Annotated in this window: 25 protein-coding genes and 1 pseudogene; 23 read left to right on the forward strand and 3 right to left on the reverse strand. The window is 36.6% G+C overall.

The genetic code is table 11. From position 1 onward, the window contains the following. The first annotated feature begins 85 nt into the window (after positions 1–85). The 9 genes from IGJ66_RS05795 to IGJ66_RS05835 all read left to right on the forward strand — a co-directional run bounded on the left by IGJ66_RS05795 (position 86) and on the right by IGJ66_RS05835 (position 11,925). Entirely contained in the window at positions 86–1,069 is a 984-nt protein-coding gene (locus IGJ66_RS05795; protein WP_067481862.1) for a LacI family DNA-binding transcriptional regulator, read from the forward strand. A 135-nt stretch (positions 1,070–1,204) separates the two neighbouring features. Next, positions 1,205–2,608, forward strand: a complete 1,404-nt coding sequence (locus IGJ66_RS05800; RefSeq protein ID WP_067481864.1) for a sucrose-specific PTS transporter subunit IIBC — start codon at positions 1,205–1,207, stop codon at positions 2,606–2,608. Positions 2,609–2,640: 32 nt separating this feature from the next. Further along, entirely contained in the window at positions 2,641–4,026 is a 1,386-nt protein-coding gene (locus IGJ66_RS05805; protein WP_430616980.1) for a glycoside hydrolase family 32 protein, read from the forward strand. Between the two features lie 585 nt (positions 4,027–4,611). Continuing rightward, positions 4,612–5,181 carry an RNA polymerase sigma factor gene (locus IGJ66_RS05810; protein WP_067481867.1) on the forward strand — a complete coding sequence of 190 codons (570 nt, stop codon included), beginning with the start codon at positions 4,612–4,614 and terminating at the stop codon, positions 5,179–5,181. Further along, a complete protein-coding gene (locus IGJ66_RS05815; RefSeq protein WP_430616981.1) occupies positions 5,178–6,569 on the forward strand; it encodes a hypothetical protein in 1,392 nt (463 codons plus the stop codon). The genes IGJ66_RS05810 and IGJ66_RS05815 overlap by 4 nt, the downstream gene beginning before the upstream one ends. Before the next feature lie 539 nt (positions 6,570–7,108). Beyond that, positions 7,109–7,810, forward strand: a complete 702-nt coding sequence (locus tag IGJ66_RS05820) for a YcjF family protein (RefSeq protein ID WP_271027101.1) — start codon at positions 7,109–7,111, stop codon at positions 7,808–7,810. Between the two features lie 607 nt (positions 7,811–8,417). Beyond that, the gene (locus IGJ66_RS05825; protein WP_430616982.1) at positions 8,418–8,774 is read left to right on the forward strand and encodes a YxeA family protein; all 357 of its coding nucleotides are present in this window, start codon (positions 8,418–8,420) and stop codon (positions 8,772–8,774) included. Between the two features lie 215 nt (positions 8,775–8,989). Continuing rightward, positions 8,990–10,075: a DUF871 domain-containing protein gene (locus IGJ66_RS05830; RefSeq protein ID WP_430616983.1), complete on the forward strand. Its 1,086-nt coding sequence runs from the start codon at positions 8,990–8,992 to the stop codon at positions 10,073–10,075. Positions 10,076–10,086: 11 nt separating this feature from the next. After that, positions 10,087–11,925 (forward strand): beta-glucoside-specific PTS transporter subunit IIABC, encoded by a 1,839-nt coding sequence (locus IGJ66_RS05835; protein ID WP_430616985.1) that lies wholly within the window; start codon positions 10,087–10,089, stop codon positions 11,923–11,925. Between the two features lie 22 nt (positions 11,926–11,947). Here the strand turns inward: IGJ66_RS05835 and IGJ66_RS05840 are convergent, their stop codons facing one another. Continuing rightward, positions 11,948–13,405 carry a helix-turn-helix domain-containing protein gene (locus IGJ66_RS05840; RefSeq protein ID WP_430616986.1) on the reverse strand — a complete coding sequence of 486 codons (1,458 nt, stop codon included), beginning with the start codon at positions 13,403–13,405 and terminating at the stop codon, positions 11,948–11,950. A 126-nt stretch (positions 13,406–13,531) separates the two neighbouring features. Then, positions 13,532–14,013 (reverse strand): annotated as a pseudogene (locus IGJ66_RS05845) (MepB family protein). 494 nt (positions 14,014–14,507) lie between these two features. Here IGJ66_RS05845 and IGJ66_RS05850 point away from each other — a divergent pair. From IGJ66_RS05850 to IGJ66_RS05890, 9 genes are all read left to right on the forward strand, one after another. Further along, positions 14,508–14,870: a DUF2620 domain-containing protein gene (locus IGJ66_RS05850; protein WP_071868314.1), complete on the forward strand. Its 363-nt coding sequence runs from the start codon at positions 14,508–14,510 to the stop codon at positions 14,868–14,870. A 21-nt stretch (positions 14,871–14,891) separates the two neighbouring features. Next, positions 14,892–16,208 (forward strand): YhfT family protein, encoded by a 1,317-nt coding sequence (locus tag IGJ66_RS05855; RefSeq protein ID WP_071868315.1) that lies wholly within the window; start codon positions 14,892–14,894, stop codon positions 16,206–16,208. A gap of 15 nt (positions 16,209–16,223) precedes the next feature. Then, positions 16,224–17,096, forward strand: a complete 873-nt coding sequence (locus tag IGJ66_RS05860; protein ID WP_075491492.1) for a phosphotriesterase family protein — start codon at positions 16,224–16,226, stop codon at positions 17,094–17,096. 12 nt (positions 17,097–17,108) lie between these two features. Continuing rightward, positions 17,109–18,206, forward strand: a complete 1,098-nt coding sequence (locus tag IGJ66_RS05865; RefSeq protein ID WP_086270964.1) for an aminotransferase class I/II-fold pyridoxal phosphate-dependent enzyme — start codon at positions 17,109–17,111, stop codon at positions 18,204–18,206. Positions 18,207–18,216: 10 nt separating this feature from the next. Continuing rightward, positions 18,217–19,140 (forward strand): GntR family transcriptional regulator YhfZ, encoded by a 924-nt coding sequence (gene yhfZ / locus IGJ66_RS05870; protein ID WP_086270963.1) that lies wholly within the window; start codon positions 18,217–18,219, stop codon positions 19,138–19,140. Positions 19,141–19,201: 61 nt separating this feature from the next. Further along, the gene (locus tag IGJ66_RS05875; protein WP_430616987.1) at positions 19,202–19,555 is read left to right on the forward strand and encodes a hypothetical protein; all 354 of its coding nucleotides are present in this window, start codon (positions 19,202–19,204) and stop codon (positions 19,553–19,555) included. Position 19,556: 1 nt separating this feature from the next. Further along, complete coding sequence (locus IGJ66_RS05880; protein WP_086270962.1) at positions 19,557–20,711, forward strand: YhfX family PLP-dependent enzyme; 1,155 nt, start codon at positions 19,557–19,559, stop codon at positions 20,709–20,711. 7 nt (positions 20,712–20,718) lie between these two features. Further along, positions 20,719–21,948, forward strand: a complete 1,230-nt coding sequence (locus tag IGJ66_RS05885; protein WP_430616988.1) for a phosphopentomutase — start codon at positions 20,719–20,721, stop codon at positions 21,946–21,948. A gap of 159 nt (positions 21,949–22,107) precedes the next feature. Further along, a complete protein-coding gene (locus tag IGJ66_RS05890) occupies positions 22,108–23,142 on the forward strand; it encodes an amidase family protein (protein ID WP_430616989.1) in 1,035 nt (344 codons plus the stop codon). A gap of 168 nt (positions 23,143–23,310) precedes the next feature. Here IGJ66_RS05890 and IGJ66_RS05895 read toward each other — a convergent pair whose 3' ends face one another. Then, on the reverse strand, positions 23,311–24,336 hold the full coding sequence (locus tag IGJ66_RS05895; RefSeq protein ID WP_430617021.1) for an NADP-dependent oxidoreductase: 1,026 nt from the start codon (positions 24,334–24,336) through the stop codon (positions 23,311–23,313). A 346-nt stretch (positions 24,337–24,682) separates the two neighbouring features. On the opposite strand from IGJ66_RS05895, the gene IGJ66_RS05900 reads away from it, so the two are divergent. From IGJ66_RS05900 to rpmG, 5 genes are all read left to right on the forward strand, one after another. Further along, positions 24,683–25,066 (forward strand): VOC family protein, encoded by a 384-nt coding sequence (locus tag IGJ66_RS05900; RefSeq protein ID WP_067481872.1) that lies wholly within the window; start codon positions 24,683–24,685, stop codon positions 25,064–25,066. Positions 25,067–25,391: 325 nt separating this feature from the next. Further along, entirely contained in the window at positions 25,392–25,661 is a 270-nt protein-coding gene (gene rpsN, locus IGJ66_RS05905) for a 30S ribosomal protein S14 (protein WP_271027103.1), read from the forward strand. Between the two features lie 32 nt (positions 25,662–25,693). Next, entirely contained in the window at positions 25,694–25,867 is a 174-nt protein-coding gene (gene rpmF / locus IGJ66_RS05910; protein ID WP_067481876.1) for a 50S ribosomal protein L32, read from the forward strand. Between the two features lie 12 nt (positions 25,868–25,879). After that, positions 25,880–26,257, forward strand: a complete 378-nt coding sequence (locus tag IGJ66_RS05915; protein WP_430616990.1) for a hypothetical protein — start codon at positions 25,880–25,882, stop codon at positions 26,255–26,257. 7 nt (positions 26,258–26,264) lie between these two features. Beyond that, on the forward strand, positions 26,265–26,429 hold the full coding sequence (gene rpmG, locus IGJ66_RS05920; protein ID WP_256869270.1) for a 50S ribosomal protein L33: 165 nt from the start codon (positions 26,265–26,267) through the stop codon (positions 26,427–26,429). Positions 26,430–26,441: the final 12 nt, after the last annotated feature.

Consider the following 26,441-nt stretch of genomic DNA (forward strand, 5'->3'; position numbering starts at 1 on the left):
TTTTTAGGCAAACAGATGACAATCTAAGTGATTTGATCGATCATTCTTATGGTATCATAAAGAAAAACAGGAATAAGGAGAAATAATGGTTACTATCAAACAGATTGCTAAAGAATCCGGAGTCTCGAAGAGCACGGTTTCTCGTTATTTAAATAACGGATATGTTAGTGAAGCAACAGCAAAAAAAATCGAAAAAATCATCAGTAAATATAATTATTCACCTAATGAATTTGCCCGTAATCTAAAGATTCAAAAAAGTAATTTTATCGGAGTAATTTCCCCGCGATTAACTTCGCCATCAATCATGGCAATTTTGAATGGGATTGATGAGGTTGCACGGAAAAATGGATTTCAAATGCTGATTTCTAATACTGAATTGGCAATCAAACGCGAGATTGAGAGTATCTACAGTCTAGTGCAAAACAAAGTAGCTGGTATTATTTTATTGGCAACCGAAATTACGGAAGAACACATCAAAGTAGCGAATTCAATCGACGTGCCAATCTTATTTGTCGGGCAATCTAATGAAGCGGTCTATTCCGTAGACCATGACAATTATCAAGCAGGTGTGAATCTTGCTCAAGCTTTGTTGGAATATGGTCACAAAGAAGTATTATATGTCGGTGTACCAGAAAATGATTTGTCAGTCGGAATCAATCGAAAACAAGGGGTTGTGACAACTTTTCTTGAAAATGGAATCACACCTCAGATCGTTCCTTCAACTTTTTATCCAGAAGATAATTATCAGTTAGGATTAGAATTGCTACCTCAAAAGAATGCCAGTTTGATTATCTGTGCGACAGATAGTATGGCGATGGGGGTAATCAAAGCTGCAAACCAATTGAATATCGCTATTGGTGTCGAACTTTCGGTTGCTGGATTTGGCGGCTACTCCTTTGGTGAGTACCTCTATCCACCGTTAACGACAGTTGACTTTCACCATCAACTTGTCGGCGAGAAAGCAGCGTGTTTAATGACTGAGCTTTTACAAGGAAATGAGATTGCGCGACAAACAATTGTTGATACGACAATGATTATCAGAAATAGTGTATGTGCTGTTAAAAAGTAGTTGACAGCGCATACATCTGCGTGTTACGCTGTTTTTGTTATTAAGGGAACGGTTCCACAAAGGATTAAGTTTTTATTTATTATTTTTTTAAGCAAAAACGGGAACGGTTCCATAAGAATGAGGAGGAAGAACAAAATGGAAAACCGAGAGATTGCAGCAGAAGTGATTCATGCCGTTGGTGGTGCAGAAAATATTCAAAGCGTTGCGCATTGTGCAACTCGATTACGATTGATGGTCAACGATGAAAGTAAAATCGATAAAAAAAAGGTAGAAGACATTCCAAAAGTCAAAGGAGCATTTTTTAACTCCGGACAATATCAGATTATTTTTGGAACGGGAACTGTTAATAAAATTTATGACGAGGTTATCGGCTTAGGCGCTCATGAAACGTCCACAGCTGAAATGAAATCAGAAGCAACAAAAAATGCAAATCCTTTTCAACGAATGGTTCGTACGTTTGGAGATGTCTTCGTACCGATTATTCCTGTCTTAGTTGCAACTGGTTTGTTTATGGGACTCCGTGGATTGATTACTCAGCCTCAAATTTTGCAACTGTTTGGTATGACACCTGATGCAATCAATTCGGACTTTCTTTTATACACGCAAGTCTTAACTGATACAGCGTTTGCCTTTCTACCAGCTTTAGTTGCTTGGTCAACATTTAAAGTCTTTGGTGGTAGTCCAATCATTGGGATAGTTTTAGGACTAATGTTGGTTAATCCTGCTTTACCAAACGCTTATGCAGTAGCCTCTGGAGATGCTACACCGATTATGTTACTTAATTTTATTCCGATTGTGGGGTATCAAGGAACTGTTTTACCAGCCTTTATTGCCGGCATCTTGGGTTCAAAATTGGAAAAAAGATTGCATAAATCCGTACCAGATACCTTTGATTTATTAGTCACACCTTTTGTTACATTATTAGTCATGAGCTTACTATCCTTGATGGTAATTGGCCCCATTTTTCATTCTTTTGAAACGGTGGTCTTGAATGGCACAGAATTTGTTTTGGCTTTACCATTTGGTTTAGCTGGTTTGATTATTGGTTTTTTAAATCAATTAATCGTCGTAACTGGTGTACATCACATCTTTAATTTCTTAGAAGTCCAGCTATTGGCAAATACAGGTGTGAACCCATTTAATGCAATTATTACTTGTTCTATTGCAGCACAAGGTGGCGCAACTTTAGCGGTTGGCTTCAAAACGAAATCGAAAAAATTAAAGGCATTATGTTTTCCTTCTGCTTTATCAGCCTTTTTAGGTATAACAGAACCTGCAATCTTCGGGGTAAATTTACGTTATGTAAAACCATTTATCATGGGGCTGATTGGTGGCGCTGTGGGTGGTTTTGCAGCTAGTTTGTTGCAATTGGCTGGTACTGGAATGGCAATTACAGTTATTCCGGGAACGTTGCTTTATTTAAACGGTCAATTATTGCCTTATTTATTTGTAAATATCTTAGCAATCAGTGTAGCTTTTGTCTTGACGTACTTGTTTGGCTACCAAGAAAAAATGGAAGAAGAGCTAGAACAAGCATAGACAATTGGCTTTAGTAAGGAAGTGAAAGTTAGATGTTAGATGGTAGAGTAAAGGACAGCCGTTATCCATTGAGTTTCCATTGTACACCAGAAGAAGGGTTACTGAATGATCCCAATGGATTGATTGAATATCAAGGAGCGTATCATCTCTTTTATCAATGGAATTCCAAAGACTGCTCACATGATTATAAATCCTGGGGACATGTTGTTTCTCAGGACATGATTCACTGGAAACGTTTGCCAGTGGCATTGGTTCCTAGCGAGCCTTATGACAAAGACGGAATTTATTCTGGATCAGCGATTGAAAAAGATGGCAAATTATACTTATTCTATACTGGAAATGTGATTAACCCTGATAGAAGTCGAAGTAGTTTTCAGTGTTGGGCAGTTTCAGAAAACGGTGTAGATTTTAAAAAGTTAGGCCCGCTTTTTGAACATCCGCAAGGGTATACACGTCATGTGCGTGATCCAAAAGTCTGGTTTGATAATGAAACACATCGATGGCGTTTAGTGCTCGGGGCTCAAACTTTAGCAGAGCAAGGAACAATTCTCTGTTACTCGTCCGCTGACTTTAAAAAATGGCAATTTGATGGCGAACTTTTTGATTCAAATGAAATGGATAAGATCTCTCAGAGAGGCTACATGTGGGAATGCCCTGATCTTTTTCAGGTGGATGGTCAAGAACTCTTACTTTATTCGCCACAAGGATTGACGGCGGAGAGAGAACAGTATCAAAATATTCATCAAACGGTCTATCTGCCACTGACGAAAGAATGGCAGATTGCTTCAGAAAATGAGTTGGTAGAAATGGATTGGGGATTTGAATTTTATGCACCTCAAACGTTTGAAACAGCTGATGAACGACGCATACTCTATGGTTGGATGGGCGTAATGCCACCTGAAAAGGAACAAGCACAACCAACAGTTGCAGAAAAGTGGGTGCATTGTTTAACGATTCCTCGTGAATTGAACTTCCATGAAGGTCGGCTTTATCAAAGACCCATCCGAGAATTACAACAGTTGCGCGGAGAAGAGTCTACTTTTGGGTTGATGGGAGACTGGAAATGTCCTTTGGCGAAATTTGGTTCAGAAATTCTTATGACCTTTGACTCTTTTGCTGAAGATTTCCAAGTAGAAGTAACGACTGGTTTTTCTTTACTATTTGATGCTAAAAAATCGCTGATGGAATTGAGTCGAACGAATTGGGAAGACGGCAAAAAAGAATTTCGTCATTACCATTTAGATGAACCATTGAAAGAAATTCAGTTGATGATTGATGGATCCGCTGTAGAAATTTTTGTAAACCATGGAGTAGCAGTAGCTTCAGCCCGTTTTTTCGCCTTTGAGAAACCATTACTCAAATATAATGGAAAGAATCAAGGACGTGGTGTGCATTTCAGCTTGCTTGATTGCCGTTAAAAGAAAAGGGATTGGGACAAAACTAAAAAGCCCAGTTGTTCTTAACACATTTTTCAATTCAAAAAAGCCTAAAATCACCGTTTTCAAAAACGAAGTTTAGGCTTTTTTTCTATTTAGACTATTTTTGCCCCAGCCCCTTTTTGTGTGAAGTGAGGATATTCTTTAAGAGGTAGTAGTTGAAATTTTAGCGCGAATGGTAATTCTTGGTTGGCTTTTTATTCGTATGATTGTACTTAAATATACTGAGGAATTTTTGTACATAACTGGGTATGATGAGTATTAGAAGTGAATGATGATGATTTAGAAAAATTTTTTTTATGCGAGGAAATTGTTCCTTATGATTTGTACTATATGTGAAATCAAAAATGTTGATGATGAAGATATGTTGAATTTGGGAGAGCTCTTTTATGTGAAGCGTTATATTTTGAGAAAGTTAGTTAACTTAATAGAAAAAAGAACTAGTTCCATCGTGTGTATTCATCAAAGTAATGCTTGATTTCGTTTTTTTATAGGAGAGAATAGGACAAGATAGTGAAGTGTGTGCTAATAGTGTTCTTGAAAAGTACTAGCGTAGGTGGTGGAGAAATGGAAGAAATCGAAAATGAACTTTTTTATCAACGATTAAAAAAACGTGATGATGATGCATTCGATTATCTAATTACAGCTTATAGTAAATTATTATGGGCAGTGGGTGCTCGCAGTGGTGTTCATAATAACATGGATCTGGAAGAAATAATCAGTGATGTTTTCTTACGATTTTGGCAACATCCTGAAAAATTTAATCCAGAAAAAGGTAGTCTGAAAACTTATTTGTGTATTATGACAAAGAGTATGACCAGAAATAAATGGCAAAAAGTCCAAAAATTTAAACAAGAACCATTGACGGAAATAAATGAAGATGCACAACAACTGATTAGTGATGAACTTGATGAGAAAGAAGCATGGCAAGAACTGTATAACTTGATTTTGACGTTTGACGAGCCCACACGTCAATTATTGTTTTGGCGAATCTTTTGTGATTTATCTCCTCTGGAAATCGCAGAGCGCACAAAACTCACGAGTAAAGAAATTGATAATTATTTGTATCGAGGGCGTAAAAAGCTTCGTCATTTAGTGAATGAAAATTCTTTTTTTAGAGAGGTGGAAAATAGATGAAAAAAGATCCTTTAGAATATTTAACTGAAGAACAGTTAGATGAATTACTGAAATGTACCGATCAACTCTTTCACGAAAAAAATAAAAAAGAAATCAAGAATAAATTTGTAACAAAAAAGAATATGTTTAGAAAAAAGAGACAACAAAAAAGACGTTGGATAATTGGTGGATCAACGGCAGCATTAGGTTTACTATTAGTAGGATTTACTTTTCGAGATGATTTGTCGTTAGCTTATAAAAAAAGGTTTGGTACAGATACAGAAATCTTATTGTTAAATTCAGATAAGCTAAGTCAAGAAGTAACGGATCAAGGATTACGGCTAAAAGCTGTTGCCTCTTTTAAAGATGGGAATAATCAATACTTGGTTAGCCAACTAACTGATTTAACTGGTGATCGGCTAGCAAAAGATACAGTCATCGAGGATTGGGAAATGTTTAGTGGTGGGAATACCCAAGTGGTCAATTATGACGAAGGAACGAAAACGGCTACATTAGTTACCAGCGCGATTGGTGCAGAGGCTACGCCAATTTCCGGGTTTCAAATCCGTTCTTTTGCAAGTCAAGAAAAAAACTTTATAAAAACTTTTACTCCAAAATGGGAAGAAATAGTAAAACCAGCTAAAACTTGGATTGATTTAACAAAACAAGAAAGCCAAGGTGGTGGATTTGATGAAAAAGAAGCCAAAAAACTAGGCGTTACTTGGGACGAGATAATCAAGGAAGGATTAAAACCATTGGAAGTCAATGAAAAATTAGACCGAAATTTTACGATTTCCAATATTGCTTACAAAGATAATTTATTACATGTCCAACTAAAAATACCAAATGAATCTAAGATGGCAGCTGTTTTTCCAAGTTTGGCTATTGGTGAAAAAGAAATAGAACCAATCGTAGACTTTAGTATTGATGAGGGGACGCATAATAATCAAACTGGCAGATCTGATTATCAAGAATATGTTTTTGCTATTTCAGAAGCAGACTTAACTCAAGCAAAACTTCTTTTAAACGGGTGGAATTGGGGTGTCTATCAAGAAGGGAATTGGCTGATACAATTGAAAGAGGTGAAAGAATTACCAATCACCAATTTGCCTGATCAAGAAATCGATGGGGCAACGGATAAAGTATTCTTAGAAAATATTACTTTATCGCCGCTGGCACTAGACTTTGACTATACGGGGAGTTTAATCAATGTTCCGATTACATTAACTTATAAAGATGGAACAACTTTCAGGTTAGATGAAGACAGGAGCCATTTCCAAGAAGGTAAAAAAATGCATTATCTTTATGAATTTGGATTAAAAGATAACGAAGAAATCCAATCAATTAAAATTGGAGCGAGTGAATTAAGTTTAGATTCCAAGGACTCAGCAACTTCTGAAGAGAAGTAAAGAAAAATTAATGTGAAAAAGTGTTAATCAGCGAACTACTAATTGGCACTCGGATCAATTGTTTCTTAAATAATTCAACTAGCTCAGGCTAACTACGAAAAATTTTTTCAAAATAAAAGGTGCTTTCAAATGTCTAACTTTTGGAAATTGAAGGCACTTTTTTATGTATGTTCCAGCTCCTTTTTCTGTCAGTTAATGAGTGTGCTTTGGAGCGTAGTAAGGAATAATAGAAGATAAAAACGCTACGGCTAAAGAATGGTTCTCCCAGCTTTTATTTTAAAAATGAAGACTGGGAGATTTTTTTGTGTTCAGACAGGAGTTGCTTGAAAAAGATAGGAGTGAACAGTTTCAGCTTTATCTATAAAGAATATAGTTACCACATAAATGAATCTTCTGGGAATGCACGTTAAACGTGTGCTTACTTAAATAAATGATAAACTTTTGGTAGTAACAGGCATGTACTGAACGTTTTCTTGTTGCCAAATTGTATTCCGTGCTACAATTTCTTTAGTAATTTTTTGATAAAGGGGTCATGAAAGATGTTAGGGAAAAAGGATAAACAAAAAAAGAAACAGCTTGAGGTAACAAATGAAAAGAAACTGAATGAAGTAGCTGAGTTGGATACACAGGAAGAACAAGAAGAATTTCAATCGTTCTTTAATGATGTGTTGAAACAATTTCCAAGTAAAATCTCTACTGCCATCATGAAATCTTTTGATAGTACAAAGACTAAAGCATTAAAGTTGACGGCTGCTAGTCGAAGTCGTTTCGATGGCGTTTTTGATGAATTTTTGACAGATGTCGATCAAGAAACGCGTAAAAAATGTCATACAACGGTTCATGTGGCATCCTTAACAGCAGCAATCATTGGTTTATCACCTATTCCGTTTTCCGACGCGTTTTTATTAGTTCCAGTACAGTTAACGATGATGGCACGTTTACATAAAATATTTGGACAATCTTGGTCGGAAAGTTTGGGTAAAAGTTTGACTAAAGAACTGGTAGTTGTCAGCTTTGGCCGTAGTGCAGTAGGCAATATCTTAAAATTTATTCCGGTAGTTGGAACAATTAGTGGTGGTGCGGTCAATGCGGTGGTTGCGATGGCAATTACGGAATCTCTTGGCTGGGTGACGGTCAAAATGCTGAATGATGGGGAAGATATCTTTGATCAAGTAATGTCGTTTAAAGGCCAGTTTGATACTTTGTTCAAGGCGATTCAAGGAGTAAATAAGAAAAAATAGCCAGAAGAGGTTGTGGCTCCAAGCGTCCAGCTTCGAAAAAATAAAGAACAACTGACAAAAATAGCCTTTCATGTTTTTGAACAGTTGAGAGTTATTTCGAGAAGTTGCTTGGTGAGCACCGTAGATAGAGGTTGTGGCTCCAAGCGTTCAGCTGTGAAAAGAAGAGACTATGTCAATATTTTTTGTCATAGTCTTTTTTTTCAATTGGAGAATAATCAAAACAATCGCTAAATAAATTTGATTTTTTGGAGATCATCAATCTGAAAAAAGTTTCTGATCCAGTATTCAGTCAAAAAATGATGGCGAGGGATTTGCGGTAAAGCCAAGTAACAATGGTTGCGGTGATTAAGCAAATTTTTCTAATTTCAGAGAACGCGAAAAGCCCTCCTTCTTCTAAAATAAGAAGGAGGGCTTTATGATGCTTTCAAGCGGTTCAAGAGATGAGTACTCAACTTGGAAGACAAATCTGACCGAGAAATTACCAATTACATAATGATAGTTATATTATTCTTTCAATAGTGTTAGCTCTTACATTCTCGATTCAATGTTTACTTGAACTAAAATGAATTATTATTTGAATAGATTAACTATAGGAGGAAGTAAGCCATTGAAAAAAATATTTATTACACTTACTTTAGCGTTAGCAAGTCTTTTTGTTATGTCAGGATGTCAGTTTTATGATAGAGAACTAAAAAAAGAGGTCTACTATACAAAAATCACGACAACTCCTGAAAAACAAACAGATAAAGAAGGTAGCTCATATTTTGAGTATAATCAAGTATTTGTCAATAAAAATGGTGAGAAAATCGACTTAGAAATGAAAGAATATCGAAATAAACCATTAAAAAAAGACGCCTATTTGAAAGCAAAAGTAACGAAAAGTGACGGAGTGAAAAGTTGGGAAGAGGTAGAAAAGAGTAAGGTTCCTGACAAAGCTTTAGACGTTATCGAAAAGAGTAAGTAAATAATACGTAATTCTTGAATTGAATATTTCCTACAAACTAGGTTGACTGTATCTCGAGTAAAAAGATATGGTCAACTTAGTTTTTTTAGAATAAAAATCTTTAGTCAAAAATCACATGGCATCATGCGCTTTTTGAACTTGAAGATCAAGACGTTCTTAGAGATTATTGTTATGTAAGTTCGTACGGACAGTAATTTTAGAAAGTAGGGAATCAAGTGACATTAGGTATTTCAATTTATCCGGAAAAATCAACAAAAGAACAAGACAAAATCTACATTGATTTAGCTTACCAGCTAGGTTATCGTAGAGTTTTTACGAGTTTATTGGAGCTAGCAGGAGATAGCGATCAGGTTATTCGTCATTTTAAAGAAACGGTTCAGTATGCTAGTCAGATAGGTATGGAAGTTGTCGTAGATATCAACCCCCAAATTTTCAAGCAAATTGGTGTCAGTTATGAAGACCTCTCTTTTTTTGCAGATTTAGGCGTTTATGGTATTCGCTTGGATATGGGGTTTACGGGAAGAGAAGAAGCTGAGATGACGCGTAACATGTATAATCTAAAAATTGAAGTCAATATGAGTATTGGAACAAAGTATATCGATAATATTATGTCTTTCTCACCAAATAAAAAGAATTTGATTGGGTCACATAATTTTTATCCAATGGAGTATTCGGGTTTAGCCGAAGATTTTTATGCGTATTGTTGCCAGCAGTTCAAAAAATATGATCTTGAAACGGCGGCATTTATTACTAGTAAGCATGCGCAACTTGGTCCTTGGCCACTACAAGATGGACTTTGTACGTTGGAACAGCACCGAACGCAGTCAATTCGAAGTCAAGCATCGTATTATCTGTTGGATGACCGAATTGATACGATTATTATTGGTGATGCTTACGCTAGTGAACAAGAGTTGAGAGAAGTTTCGGAAATATATTTTACCACTCACCCTCAGTTGCAAGTTGTTTTAGAAGAGGGCATTCAACCTTTAGAAAAGAAAATTGTCTTAGAAGAAAAACATAGTTATCGAGGAGACCGCTCAGCATTTCTGATTCGTTCAAGTCTCCCGCGTTTTAAATATAAGGAAGAATCAATTGTGCCAACAATTTGTCCACCGCTAGAGAGAGGCGATATCGTGATCGGAAATGATTGTTTTGGTCAATACAAAGGAGAATTGCACATCATTTTGCAGGACATTCCGAATGACAGGCAAAGATGTAATTTGGTAGGACATTTGACGGAAGAATCAGTTGATTTACTATCCAAATTAAAGCCTTGGTCAAAATTTAAATTAACAGAGTAAGGGGAATAGTGATGAATAACAACGAATTGGCTAAAAAGATTTTAGATGGTGTTGGTGGAAAAGAAAATATCAGTGATGTCTTTCATTGCGCAACGAGGTTACGTTTTCGTTTGAAAGATGAGCACTTAGCAGCTACGTCAGAGTTAAATAAAATACCAAAAATAATCCAAATCGTTCAAAGTGGCGGACAATATCAAGTCGTGATTGGAAATGAAGTGAGCACTGTTTATGAAAGCTTGATAGAAGTAATGGGGGGAGAAGTAACAAGTGGTGATACTGGCAACGAAAAACAAGGAATCGTTGCCAAGATTATTGATATCGTTTCTTCGATTTTTACGCCATTTTTGACTGTGTTAGCAGGGACAGGGGTATTAAAAGGATTTTTAAGCTTGGCTGTCTTTCTGTCACCAGGATTTGCTGAAACAGGAACGTATATATTATTAAATGCTGCTGGCGATGCATTCTTTCGTTTCTTGCCAATTGCAATCGCTTTTACAGCTGCAAAAAAATTCAAAACAAATCAATACATTGCCATGGCATTAGCGATGGCAATGGTTTATCCAATTGAAAATACGGCTGATTTAACTTTTGTGGGATTGCCAGTTATTTATGGTGCAGGCTATACGTCAACAGTCTTTCCGATTATTTTAGCCGTTTTTATCCAGCGCTATGTAGAAGGCTTTTTCAAAAAAATCGTACCGAAATTTTTAGTATTTGGTGTTACGCTGATGACCTTAGTGATCATGGTTCCTTTCACATATCTGTTGATTGGGCCACTGGGAACAATCATTGGTTCGATTTTAAGTAAAGGTGTGAATGGACTCTATGAGTTTAGTCCACTACTTACAGGAATCGCATTAGGTGGGTTATGGCAGATTTTAGTGGTTTTTGGAATGCATTGGGGATTTGTGCCATTAACGTTACTTAATTTTTCAACATTGGGGTATGATCGTTTGTTGCCAATGTCAATTGCAGGTGTGATTGCCCAATCAGGTGCTGCATTTGGAGTATTTTTAAAGTCAAGAAATAAGAATTTAAAAAGTTTGGCTGTATCTAGCTCGCTAACAGCTTTGTTTGGTATAACGGAACCAGCAGTATATGGTGTTACCTTACCCTTGAAAAAACCATTTGTTGCTGCTTCCATTGGTGGGGCTGTCGGCGGCGGAATCATTGCATTCTTTGGTGTGAAATCATTTGCATTTAGTGCAAGTATTCTTGCCATTCCTAATATGATTGGTCGAAATGGCGTGGAGTCAAGTGCAACGATAGGAGTTATAGGATTAGCTGTTGCATTCATTATTGCAGCAACACTATCATTTATTTTTGGATTTGATGAAACGACTCAGGATGAAAAACTGGCAAACGAACTGGTTGAAGGAGAAGCGGTAACGATTGACGAAAAAATAACTGTTTTCTCGCCGATGAACGGAAAAATTCTTTCGTTGGAATCAATCGATGATCCTGTTTTTTCTTCCGGTTCGATGGGTAAAGGAGTAGCTATCTTACCAGAACAGGGAAGAGTGACCTCACCAGTGAATGGTAAAGTGACCCTTTTGTTTCCTACAAAACATGCGATTGGCATCACATCAGAAGAAGGTGCGGAGATTTTAATCCACGTTGGTATGGATACGGTTGAATTAAATGGAGAAGGTTTTACTCCATTAGTTAAGCAAGGCGATGTTGTTACACTTGGTGAAGAACTACTTTTATTTGATGAACAATTCCTCAAAGCACAGGGAAAAAGTACGGTTACCCCGATTGTGATTACTAATTCTACAAACTACAAAAATCTTCAATTAGTTGCTGGCGATACTATTTTAGCTGGTGAAAAATTATTTGTAAACGAATAAAGAGCCCTCAAAAAAGCATTCACTAACGTTTCTCGTTAGTGAATGCTTTTTGTGTTGTTAGTTGTTTTATTTGATTGTTGAGATCGTACCAGTTACGTTCACTAAAGTAGTCTGAGAAGCAAATGACATTTTTTATGCATTGAGGTGTATCAGCGATTGAGGTGACCAAAATAGCCTCATCGGGAATCATAATCAGCTCATCGTCCATCATTAAATGACAGTTTATATGGTAACGGCAATGACTTTCTAATTCTTTTTTTATAAACAGTGCATGTTCTAAATCAGTATCAACAAAAATATAAATAGCAATACATTGCTCAATTTTGTGCAGACAATTGTAAAGCTCGTACCAATGTGTCAGTAGAATGTAGATCAACTCATTGATTTCAGATTGAGGTGCAGCAGGAGCAAGAAGATTGATTACATAAGCAGATAAATAGTCCTTTAGATGAGGATACTTAATGGATAAATGTTCTAAAAAAGTTGCTCTGCGATCGTAAAGCAAAAACGTTCGAGGACTTTTAAACTGCAAAATATTGATAAAATCCAAAATGAGCATTTGTTCCGTTGACTCAGGCAGTCTGATTCCTAAATCTTGAGAAATGGTCTGCAAATTTGTTTTGATTGTTTGCATTTTCTCTTTTACTTCTATGGATTGCTCGGCCATCGTTTCAACCTGACCATAAGAATAGTAGAGGTAATAATTATTTAGTTGGTACAACAAATCGTTGATGGTTTCTAATGTTAGTGGAATCTGAAAAAGGTGCTCGAATTGATGGATAAATGTTTTATCTGATAATAAGCTACTTGTTTTGAAGCGATTCTTTTTTGGTGTGATACGATGACCGTACTTGATTCGAACGGCATTTAGATACATCCAACGAATATATTTATTGACTTGGTTTTTATAGATTTTTATTCCTCTTTGCTGAAATAAATCCTGAACTAAAGCATGTAAACATTGTCTTTGTTCCGTTGTCAAAAATTCTAGGTTGAAATACTTTTCATCATAAAAATAATTAAAAAATTGTCTTATTTTTTCTTCTTCTCCTTCAATGGCGACATTGTTATTTGAAATCATGATGCCTTCCCTTTTTAAAAGTGGTTTAATTCTGGTAATCGCTCGTTTCACCGTTGAGAGACTGACAAAGTTTTTTTCGGCTAGCTCTTCTAAAGTGAGATTTTCGTTTAAAAAGATTTGTTGAAGAATGGAAAACTCAAGGCTATGTTTCAATATGATACTGTAGACGTATCGGAAAGAATGTTCTTTGGGGATGATCAGATGCACTCCGCGATTGTCAGAGGAGATGTAGATGGGCAACTGGTAGCCATTGAACTCCTGTATATATGTCGATAACGTACGAATAGGAATAGCTAGTGTTTGACTAAGTTCTTTTAAGGAAGTGGTTTGTCGATTTCGATTCAACTCTTCCAGCAAGGTCAATAGTTTAAGGTCATGACTTGATAGCAATTTTTTCAAGGGATAAGCTCCTTTTTTACCAACTAAATGATTAGTTGCCGTTCTTTCTTATATCGTTTAGTTTATTATAACTTTTGCTATCTAATTATCCAACACTTGCATGAAATTGCTTACAAAAAATTCTCCTCATTCAAAATAAAGAGAGTTAAACATTTTTTTGTCAACAGTTATTGAAGTATCAATAAAATGTTCCATTTGCCATTCTTGTGTACGAGCGGCAGTCTTGTTTAAATCGTGTACCCAAGTGGGATAAATTCGCATCGCCATTTTCCCATTTGAAGTTTTGCTTTTGAGAATCCCTTTTTTTAGTAACACCTCTTTCGGAAAAATAAATTGCCGGATAGTTGTCCGTCAAGAATAGTAATAATCAGTTTGTCGGGGCTATTTTCGTATAAGAATGGTCGATTTTTATCAGTAATGTCCTTTTCCCAGAACGCAACAAAATAGCCTTTTTTCTTGGGGGTTGATTTGGCGAGTCGACTACGAAATGTGTGGGGATTTATTGAAAAAGTTGTACCTTCATACTCTTCATTTTGTCTTTCATAGTGAAGATTTTCGAAAGAAAAGTCATTCAATTTTTCAGTGATGAAACACAATGATTTATACAACGGTGGTCCTCCCTAAATGTTTTTGTAACTGAAATTCTCTCATAGAGGGAAAGTCATTACAATGTTAATGCCTCGAGTGTAACTTTTATTTTTCTTTCGCTCACCAAGGAAAATAACGTATCATTAATTAAATAAAAAATACTATCAGCAAATGGATTCACAAGAAGACCGATTCATGAGCTTAAAAAATCAACGGTTATCAAACTGAAACCAGATTCAAAGTCCTTTATTCGTTAGTTAATTCAAGAAAAAATGAATGAAACTAACATTAATGAACGGCAAAAAAGAAGGTGATGAATTTGGTTTGAATAAAGAAAAATGATCCAGGTAAAATAACTCAAAACGATTTTAAAGGTAGAAAAGAAGTGAGTAAATAAAAAACATTTAAAAAGAAAGGGCTTGCATTTGCGTTCAGGCACAGTTACAATCTGTTTGTAATTATTAATTACGTATCAATATACAAAAAAATGTACATTCATTTAGGAGGACTTTTGATGAAAAAAATCGTAGTAGGTGGCCAAATTGATAAAAGTGAAGTGAAAGAATTAGTTGAAAAATTCAGTGATGGAAAGTACGAAATCACAGTGAAAAGTGATTTGGATGCAGCGATGGCTGTAAAAAATGGTCAAGCCGACTATTATGTGGGGGCTTGCAATACTGGTGGTGGTGGAGCATTAGCAATGGCGTTAGCTTTATTAGGTCATGACAATTGTGTAACCGTTTCAATGCCAGGGAAAGTAATGGCTGAAGAAGAAATTCGCGAGAATGTTCGTTCTGGTAAACAAGCGTTTGGTTTTACTGCCCAACACAAAGAAGTAGTTGTGCCAATCATTATGGATGAATTAAAAAAACAATAGAATGATCGTGGGGGAAAAAAGATGGATTCGTCAAGAATAATTGAATTAATTGCTATCGCATCATTGGGTGGTTTATGTGCGGTATTAGCGAACAAGGGAATTGCTGTCTTTAATGATGGCTTGCGCCCAATCGTACCAGAGTTTTTAGAGGGGAAAATTGGGAAAAAAGAAATTGCTGCGACAAGTTTTGCGTTAAGTTTTGGTTTGGTTATCGGATTTGGGATACCAGTGTCGATTGGTGCATCAATTTTGTTAGTTCATAGTGTGTTATTGATGACAGATATTATCGGCTCTTGGGCACCCGAAGGAAAAACAGGCGTAATCATTTCGGCAGTGGTGGGTGCACTTTATGGGGTTGGTTTAGTTTTAGGACTTCAAGCGGTCGTTGATTTATTCGCGATGATGCCGGTCAACTTTATGGATGCACTTTCTTCGGTCGGGGCACCTGTAGTCATTTCCTTTAGTATTTTCCCGGCAGTAGCGATTACAAGCCAACATGGATTTAAAAAAGGCGCAATCTCTTTTGGTGCGACATTATTAACTTTATTTGTTGTTAAACGTTTCGGTACATTCAACTTAGGAAATGGAGCAACTTTGACGCTTAGCGCAGAAGGTATGTCTTTACTTGTCGGAATGATTTTTATGATTGTTTACGCAATTCAGGTCAAGAGTGATGGTAGTAATTCAAACGAAAGTTTAGTCAGTGTCTTTTTGGAACGTGTGAATCGTATCAAGAAAAATTGGATTTGGCTATCCATTACAGGTGGTTCTGTAGCAGCTGCGACTAGTTTAATGATTATCGCTGGTGATCCAATTTCATTGAATTTACTTTCTGAAGGAAAAATGAGTGAAGCAGCTTTAGCCGCATTTGCTAGAGGAATTGGCTTTATTCCATTGGTTTTCTCAACAGCAATCGTTACCGGCGTTTATAGTCCGGCTGGAACAACTTTTGTTTTTGTAGCAGGAATATTATTACATGATAAGCCAATCCTTGCGTTTATCGTTGGTGCGTTATTGATGTTTGTCGAAGTACAACTTTTGACATTGATGGCAAAAGCTTTGGATAAATTCCCGGGAATTCGCGAAATGGGTGAATATATTCGAACAGCAATGAACAAAGTTTTAGAGGTTGCTTTACTAATTGGTGGGGCAATGGCATCCGAACAAATTGCTCCGGGCATTGGCTATTTCTGGGTGATTGGCTTGATGCTGTTGAACAGAAAAGCGAAAAAACCAGTAGTAGAGTTAGCAGTTGGTCCAATTGCCGCAATTAGTTTAGGCGTAATTGTTAATATTCTTTACTTACTTGGTCTATTTGTGCCAGTCGTTGCAAACTAGGAGGAATCAGATTAGATGTTACTTGAGGGAATTACTTATATGCATGAGCACACGACAATTGATTTGTCTCGCTTAAAGAATATTGACGATACAAATCTGAATTGTTTTGAAGAAACTGTTTCAGAATACAAAAAATTGTATAATAAAGGTGTACGCAATATCGTGGACGTGACCAATATGGATATGAAAAGAAATCCAGCGTATGTACAAAAGGTTGCGGAATTATCTGGAATAAATGTCGTTCAAGCAACGGGTTTTTATCAAGATAAATTTCTTCCAGAATTTGTCACTGATGCAACGATTGATGAGTTGACAGAATTTATGGTGAATGAAATTGAACACGGAATTGCAGACACTGCAATCAAAGCACAAATTATTGGTGAGATAGGAACAAGTAAAAACTTGATGACTACACGTGAACGAAAAGTTTTTACCGCTTCAGTCATCGCACAAGAACAAACCAATGTTCCGATTACGACCCATACAACATTAGGAACTTATGGTCATGAGCAAGTAGCTTTTTTTAAAGAGCAACATGCGAATTTAGAAAAAATCGTTATTGGTCATGTAGACTTAACAGGAGATATTGATTATATTTTGCAGATGTTGGATCAAGGAGTCTATGTTGAGTTCGATACGGTTGGCAAAGAAAACTATCAGCCAGATTTAGTCAGAGCCAAAATGTTAAAAGAAATCGAAAGACGAGGATACGAAGACAAAGTGTTTCTTTCAATGGATATTACTCGCAAATCAAATTTAACCTATCAGGGTGGAATTGGTTATTCCTACTTGTTAGATCAATTTGTTCCATTGGCACTTGAAAATGGGGTTTCTGAACAATTCATCCAGAAGATGCTACGTTTCAATCCTCAAACCTTTATGAAATAGGAGTGAAACTTAATGGAAACATTTCCTTTACCAAGTTTATCGCTTGATGAAGCGATGGAGCTACAATTCAAACTAGTTGAAGCTGTGACAAATCATTTTTCTGGTGCTGAGATCTTGACTCGTGGAGATCTTGGAGTAGTGAAAGGCTTGAATCAGCCAAAAACAACGAATAAAGTTGAAAAAGTTCTTGCAGAATTTTTCGAAGCAGAAGCTGCAATGCTGGTTCGCGGATCAGGAACGAATGCGATTCGACTTGCACTTCACGCGAGTGTGGGTACGGGGAAAACGTTGCTCGTTCACGATGCACCTGTTTACCCGACAACACAAGTTTCAATTGATATGCTAGGAATTAAGCTAGTATACGCTGATTTTAATGATTGGGTTAACGTCGAAGCAGCATTAAAAGAAAACCAAATAGATGGTATATTAATTCAAGTAACACGACAAAAGATGGCTGATTCCTATGATCTGCGTACATTGATTACCCAAATTCGTTCGCTGGATCAAAAAGTGAAGATTCTAACGGATGATAATTATGCTGCTTTAAAAACGAATGGCATTGGGTGCCAATTCGGTGGCAACTTAGCTTGTTTTTCGACATTCAAATTATTAGGACCCGAGGGAATTGGCTGTATTGTCGGTGAAAAGTCACTGATTGACCAACTGAAAACTGAAAATTATTCAGGTGGTGGACAAGTTCAAGGTCACGAAGCAATTGATGTAATAAGAGGAATGGTTTACGCACCTGTTTCATTAGCCATTTCCGCTCAAGTAGGTGAAGAAGTCTGCCAACGAATCAATCAACAAGAAGTTGTCGGATTGAAAGAGGCATTTGTCGTTAATGCACAATCGAAAGTAGTCGTAGTGAAGCTAGCAAGCCCCATTGCAAAAAAGGTCATTGAATCAGCAACCCAATATGGTGCTTTGCCAAATCCAGTTGGAGCAGAGTCAAAATATGAATTTGCCCCGTTGATTTACCGTGTATCAGGTACTTTCATGAAGGCTGATCCAGATGCAGAAGACACCATGATCCGTATCAATCCAAATCGAGCAGGAGCAGAAACGATTATCCGTATTTTGAAAAAAGCAATGGCGAGTGTTCAACAGTAAGGAGTTTACTATGGGAGAAGAATTTTTAAAGAAAAAAGGAATTATCGTGAATTTTTTAGCTTCTGATTTATTACAGAAGAAAAAGGGTGATCGAGTACCGAGCGTGACTGACTATCAAACCAAATATGAAGTAGCACGAGGGACGATTCAAAATGCATTGTCTTTCTTAAAGGACAGAGAAGCAATCAAAGTAAAAAGTCATGGACACCTTGGTACCTTCATTGAAGAAATCAACTATAGCATTTTACAGGAGTATGCGTTGTCCGATACGATTTTAGGAACGATGACATTACCATATTCGAGACTGTATGAAGGTTTAGCGACGGGTATTTACGATGTGTTTAAAGAAAATAATATCAAATTAAATCTCGCCTATATTCGTGGTTCGAAAGAAAGAGTACGTTCAATCGTTAATAAAACCTATCGCTTTGCAGTTATTTCAAAATTTGCGGCAGAGCAAGCAATCTCAACAGGTGAACCAATTGAGATTAGTCTGGACTTCGGGAGCCGTTCTTACTTAAGCAAACATGTTCTCTTGTTCCGAGATAAGAATCAAAACCAAATCGAAAAAAATATGAAGATTGCTATTGATTATAGCTCAATTGACCAACAATTATTAACCAAATCTATTATTAAAGACGAGCAAGTCGAATACGTTGAAATGCAAGGACATCAGATTATCTCTGCACTACAAAATGGTCAAATCGATGCGGGAATCTGGAATTACGATGAAATACGTGATAAAAATCATCAGGGATTACATCATGTTTTATTGGAAGACAGCCAGATGGAAAGAGATATGAGCACTTCTGTCATCATTACACATGTAGATGACTCTTCAATGAATGCTTTTTTCCAGAAAAGTGTAGACAAAGAAAAAATCTTGTCCATTCAAAAAGATGTTTGTGCTGGAAAAATCATTCCACAATACTAATTCTTCTTACTAAAAAAAGCATCAAAAAATAAAAACTTTGTTGGAATTTAGGGGGCGTAACATGATTCGAGAGAAATTAATGATATTGCTAAGTTCAAATGTCATCGACCAAGAAACACATGAGTATGTCTTACATGTGTTAGATTACCTATTAAAAAATGAAATCATTCAAAATGAACAAAGAGCAGATGTGTTTTTGACACATCTGGCAATGGCTGACATGCGTAGGAAAACAAGTGAAACAATCAATGATTTGGAATCCTTTATTCGAGTAGAAATCGAAGCAGATACGAAATATCTTCATTCAAAAGAGTTATGGCAGGATTTACAAAAAATGGCTAAGGAAAAGCAGTTTACCAATGCTGAGTTGGACTATTTTTACCTTCATATCATTAATATGTTGAGGGAGGAATAGGATGTTTTTAGATGTTACTACCCGAAGAAATCCCAAATTAATTGAAGCAGCAGTTAACTTACATCAAGAAGGACTGATACTTCCTGATACGTATATTTTGGATCTCGATACGATTGAAAAAAATACGAAAAGTTTAGCACGTGATGCCAAGGAACAGGAAATCGAACTGTTTTATATGACGAAACAATTTGGTCGAAATCCTTACGTTGCACAAAAAATCCATGACGCAGGAATTGAAAAAGCAGTTGTTGTAGATTTCAAAGAGGCGCTAGTTATGATGGAACAAGGATTACCCTTAGGAAATGTTGGCCATCTTGTCCAAATACCACAACAATTGTTAAAAAAAATCATGAGCTATGGAACAGAGTTTATCACGATTTACTCACTGGAAGCCTTACGCCAAATTATTGTTATAGCAACTGAATTAGCCATCAAACAAAAAATTTTAATCAAAGTGATTGAACCCGATGACCAAATTTACGAGGGGCAGTTTGGAGGTTTTCATCTAGCTGAGCTGGCTAGTGTTGCTGAACTAGCAAATGAAACCGATTTAGTTGAAATTGCAGGAGTTACTTCATTTCCCTGTTTTTTATTTGATGGTGTTTCGCAATTAGTCCCGACAAAAAATAGCGGAACCATTCGAGCAGCAAAAGAAATTTTACAACATGAAGGAGTAGTTATCACAGAAGTGAATATTCCATCCGCAACTTGTCATAAGACCATTCCTTTGATTAAAAAAATGGGCGGAACACAGGGAGAACCTGGACATGCCTTGACAGGGACAACGCCTTTGCATGCAAAGTTGGATTTGCCTGAACTACCAGCGATGGTATATGTCAGTGAGATTTCTCATAATCTGGATGGCCAAGCGTATTTTTATGGTGGAGGTTATTATCGACGAGGAAATTTGGGCTCCGTGCTGATTACCGAAGAAGACGAGTTACTAAAAGATGACGTGATACCTTTTAGTAATGAAAACATTGATTACTATTTAGCAACTGCTCAAGAACATGCAGTTGGTTCGACCGTCATCGCCGCTTTTCGCACACAAATTTTTGTTACCCGAAGTGACGTTGCCGTGGTTTCTGGTATCCAAAAGGGGATGCCAAAAATCGAAGGGATTTATGATAGCTTGGGAAATTTAATTAGAAGGTGAAAGAAGAATGGGAAGATTTATCGTAATTGTATTAGATAGTTTTGGTGTAGGTGCAATGGCTGATGTGGCAAAAGTCCGCCCTAGAGATTTGGGTAGTAATACCGCTGGTCATATTATTGAAAAAAACGAGAAAATCCATCTTCCAACATTAGAGAAACTTGGTTTAATGAATGCGTTGGGGTATGAAATAGGGCATCATAAGTTTTCAAAAACAGCAAACTACGGAACCAGTAATTTAGCACATTATGGAGCAGATTCTTTTTTAGGACACCAAGAAATTATGGGAACAACACCAAAAGTTCCATTGATTCAGCCGTTCAATCAAAAAATCGATGTTGTTGAAGAAAATCTTCGAAAACACGGGTACAACGTCAGACGAGTAGGCGAGCTGGGAACGCAGATCTTAGTAGTCAATGAAGTTGCTACAGTGGGCGATAATTTAGAAACAGATTATGGGCAAGTTTACAATGTATCCGCTTGCTTGGATTTGATTTCTTTTGAAGCTTTGACTGAGTTGGGTCATGCTGTTCGAGAGGTTGTCCAAGTTTCACGAGTAATTACCTTTGGTGGTCAGCAAATTACTTTAGCAGATTTGTTACGAGCAAGAAAAATCAAGAATAATGAAATTGCAGGTGTAGATGCACCTGAATCAGGTGTTTATAATCATGGTTATCAAGTTGTTCATTTAGGGTATGGGATAGATAAGAATGTCCAAACACCAACGATTTTAGATAAAGCTGGAATCCCAGTATCCTTTCTCGGTAAAGTTGCTGATATTATTCAGACAAATAGTAAGCGCTTATCTCCTGGTGTGGATACAGAGATGTTGTTTGATTCCTTGATTAACGAAGTGAAAGCAATAACTCATGGTTTTATTGCTCTGAATATTCAAGAAACCGATTTGGCGGGTCATGCTGAAGATGTAGAAAAATATTCGGATCGTCTAGAGGTCAGTGATCGACGAATCAACGAATTACTTTCTTACTTGAATCAGGAGGATGTATTGATTGTGATGGCCGATCATGGGAATGATCCAACGATTGGTCATAGTAACCATACGAGAGAACGTGTGCCGTTACTGATTTATAGTCCAGAAATGCAAGGAAAAATGATTGGTGAACGAACGACTTTAGCAGATGTTGGAGCGACAGTATCCGAGTATTTTCAAGTGGATGCACCACAAAACGGTCACTCATTTTTAAAAGAGTTAATGTCAACTGAGCATAAATCTGACTAAAAAAGTTAAATGCCAGTCTTCTTTTAATGATTGATCGATAAGTAGCATTTGCAAAAGAAGAAATGACTATTTAGCAAAAATGTGAGCAATAATTTCGAAGCCAGTAGTTTATTTTTGATGCTAGGTCACCGGTTATTCCTATGTTATGGAGGTTCAGGTATGGAAATGAAAAGAATTCAAGAATATTCAAGTAAGACCAGTCTGGCAATGGCAAATGTTTATCACTCTGTAATGAAAGTTTACCCCAACTGCATTTCTGACATCAATTCTGATAAGGATTATTATCTTGGTGTCAAACAAGCTACATTGATTTCGCCTGCCTTGCTAGCATTTTTAGGAGAAAATGGTTTTCATTTTCATACATTAGATAAAGCAAGCCACAAAGGACGAGGAATTGATTTTCAGTTGAAAAATCCACTAACGGGCAAAGCAATGACGGGTTCTTCTAGCGGAACAGCATTGAATGTTTTTTTAGGTATCAATGATATTGGTATAGGAACAGATGGTGGTGGCTCTGTGCTTTCACCTGCAGCGACGTTGAATTTAATAGGAATGATTCACCCAGCATTTGGCGCAAACTGGGTCGATTTTCAAATGTATAAAAAAGTTTCAACAGATAACGTTGTTTTCACGCCGTCCATTGGCTTTATCAGTCGAAAATTACAGTTGGTTGAAGAAGTCGCCACTTTATTTGTTGAAACAGAAATGGAAAAAAAAGAAGTGAAAGTAGCGATTGATGCTGATATCGAGAAAGAAAAGTGGGCATCGTGGGAAATAGCCGCAGACATTCGTTTAAGAAATTTTGCGTATAAATACGAAGCAAGTAGGGAAGAACTGATTGATGAGGTGGAGGCACTTTTTACTGAGGTAGATATTATTGTTTCAAAAGAGGGGCCAATTGATGTTGATGGCATGGGTGAAACCCTTTTCGGCCATTTTGATACCCAGACAAGAGCGACACAAGTCCAAGGGAAAAAAGGCTTTGTTCGCGTCATAAATATGTGCAACGCTATAGGGTTGATTGTCCCTGCTGGCGAATTGGCAACAGGGTATCTAATTATCGCTAGACCACAACATGGGCTAGAAAAAACGGTCTTTCAATTGGCTGAACTGCTGATTGCAAAAGAAGATCCGTTGGTTGCTAATTATTTTTTAGATCATCATGCCTATTTTGAAGAGGGGTATAGTTCATAACAATGGGTCAAGAATGTTGCTTTACTAAAACGAAAAAGATGGAAACAAGTGATTGTTTCCATCTTTTTTTGTACATGCTAATTTAGAAGCAGCTTAACTAGCTGTTTAAAAAGTGATTCTTCAGTGACGTCTTGGATGATAATTACCTTTGCAAAAAAATAAGTCGAGTCATGAACGGATCTCATTTTCAGAATCACCGGTCATCTGCAAAATGATTTTTCCAGTAGCGCGACCAGATTGCGAATAGCTGAGAGCTTCTTCTACTTCAGACAATGGAACAATTCGATCAATCACCGGTTTAATTATTTCTGCTTCAATCAAGTGCCGTAAGACATCTAGCTGTGTACCACTTGGTTTCATGAAAAGAAAAGTATAAGAGGCTTGTGTTTGCTTTTCTAATTTTGTTAGGTTACGTGTCACCATTTTGAAAGCAAACTGTTTCCAAAGAGGGACACCGTATTCTTTACCAAAGCGATAGTTAGGTAATCCTGCGATGCTGACGACTTTTCCACCAGGCTTGATAATTTTGAAGGCAGCTTCTAATGTTGCACCACCACGTGTATCAAATACATAATCGTAATCTTGCAAAACTTCTGCAAAGTTTGTTGTTTGATAATTAATTGGATAATCAGCACCTAATGATTTCACGAGATCAAAATTATTTGCAGAAGTAGTCGTCGCAACATAGGCGCCTAAGTATTTTGCAAGTTGGATCGCAATCGTTCCAATCCCACCAGATCCACCTTGAATCATGACTTTTTGTCCAGGCTGAATCTGCATAATATCATGTAGCGCTTGGTAACTTGTCAGTCCAACCAAGGGGATAGAAGCAGCTTCTTCAAAATTGATATTTTTAGGTTTGAGGGCGATAGCTCCTTGATCGACAGCAATGTATTCGGCAAAGGTTCCAATTCGATTTTTTTGAACGCGACCATAGACAGCATCTCCAATTGAATAGTTGGTCACTTTTTCGCCAACGGCAGTGATGATTCCAGCAAAGTCACTTCCCATAATAATAGGCATATTGTAGCTAAGCAGCATCTTAAGTCCACCGTCTTTGGTTTTGATATCAATTGGATTGATGCTCGCAGCAACGATTTTTACTAAGACATCATTCGAGCGAATGTCTGGGATAGGAACTTCTTTTATTTTAGGCGTCGGTTGTTTGTAAGTATCAATAACCGCGGCTTTCATTGTTTTTTTCATGGTTATTTCCTCCAATTTATACGTGTTTCATTTAATCGTTCAATTTTTTGAACGAATCACTTTCACGAGTTTAGTTCATTGGTTTAAAAATGTCAACCAATAATTATCGACAACTAAGAGACCAAAAAAACGAGCCACCTATACAATTTCATCTAGGTGGCTTGTTTCGTTAGAGAGTTAGTTTTTTTTAAGACTTATGAACGTTTTGAAGGAAACTATTTTGAAAGAAAAAGATTCCCCTTTATACTTATCAAGAGAGAGGAGCTTGCGATGACTAATTGAGGGGAACAGTGGCAATAGATTCAGCAAAAAAAGTTTTTTAGGAGGGCGAAAGATGAAATTAGATATGATTGGTATCATTACTAAAGACATGGAAAAATCAATTGAATTTTATGCGTTGTTAGGGTTCATCGCGAATGGAGCTACTACCGAAGAATACGTTGAGCTAGCACATGAAGGTATTCGAATTTCTTTAAACACTAGCAAAATGATTGCTGGTATTTATGGATACGAACCGCAGACAATTGGAGACAAAATCGAATTAGCTTTTTTGTGCGACTCTGTGGCAGATGTTGATGAGATGTATCGAAAAGTAAGTGATGCTGGCTATGAGACTTTTAAAGAACCATGGGATGCTTTTTGGGGTCAACGCTATGCAATTATTAAAGATCCTGACGGAAATCTCCTCAGTTTATTTGCGAATTTTCCGACAAAATAGTGAACGAAAAAGAATAGAAATAAAAAAACAACTTTAGTTCAGTGCTAAGGTTGTTTTTTGTTTATTCAAAGTAAAAATCCACACTTTTTTTGGACTAATTGTATAAAGTTTATCAAATCATCAGCAAACAATGTTTTTCTATTTCTTGTATCTTAATAAAAATAACTATCAAGATGGGCATATACATGTGCGAATCTTCATTTGAATAAATTTTCATGTTATTTTTATGTTGACAAAGTAAAACTTACTTGATAAAGTGTCGTTGTCAAATCGTAATGATTACGTTTTGCTATAGACAAATCGAAAAAAAGGAGTGTCACCACTTATGGCTAAAAAAGCAAAAATGGCGCGAGCAAGGAAACAACAAGAGTTGATTGAGCAGTATGCAGAAATCCGACTTCAGTTAAAGACTGCCAATGATTATGAAGGTTTGGCAAAGCTACCCAAAAATGCGAACCCAAATCGTTTGAAACGACGCGATCAAATAGATGGCAGACCTCGGGGGTACATGCAAAAATTTGGTATGTCCAGGATAAGGTTCCGAGAATTAGCGCTTCAAGGTTTGATACCTGGAGTAAAAAAAGCAAGTTGGTAAAAAAGAAGAAAAGAAATCTGGAGGAATAAAAAATGGCAGTTCCAGCAAGAAAAACATCAAAAGCAAAGAAAAAATTGCGCAGAGCGCATTTAAAAATAGCAAAACCTGAAATTTCATTTGATGAAGAATTAGGCGATTATCGTCGTAGCCACCATGTTTCACTTAAAGGTTATTATAAAGGACGTAAAGTAAGCGGCAAAGAATAAGGGAGGATTAGAATGAACATTATTTATCCACCACTAGTTGAACAAAGCTTCCAATTTTATCAGAAAAATAGTAACGAAGACTTCAGTAAAACGGATCTTTATCGTTCAATGGTCGCTAATCAGATTATTACTGAGAATGGTAATCCAACAGTCGAAGCAATTGAAAGAGGACTTGTTCGAGATTTTTATGAGGAACAGGATCTTTCGTTTGAAGAATTTTTAGCAATTTATCCAATTTTTGCTACGTATGAAACAGAACTTTTTCAAAAAATTGATGGTTTTTGGGAGATACCAGTTTCATTGAAAAATGAATTGATGATCCAACTTGAGCAAGGGAAATTTAACTATGATGAACAGGTTCAAGTTGAACAGTTTTTATCAGAAAGATAAATCAGAAATGAAGGTGAAACGATTGAGACAAACAATTATTCTAGCATGCGAAGAAACAGGTGAACGAATTTATTTAACAAGTAAAAATAAACGAAATACACCTGAACGTTTAGTACTAAAAAAATATTCACCTAAATTACGTCGGCGTGCAATTTTTAAAGAGATGAAGTAAGCATTTTTGAAG

The organism is Enterococcus sp. DIV0176, from assembly GCF_050528535.1.
GTDB lineage: Bacteria > Bacillota > Bacilli > Lactobacillales > Enterococcaceae > Enterococcus_B > Enterococcus_B thailandicus.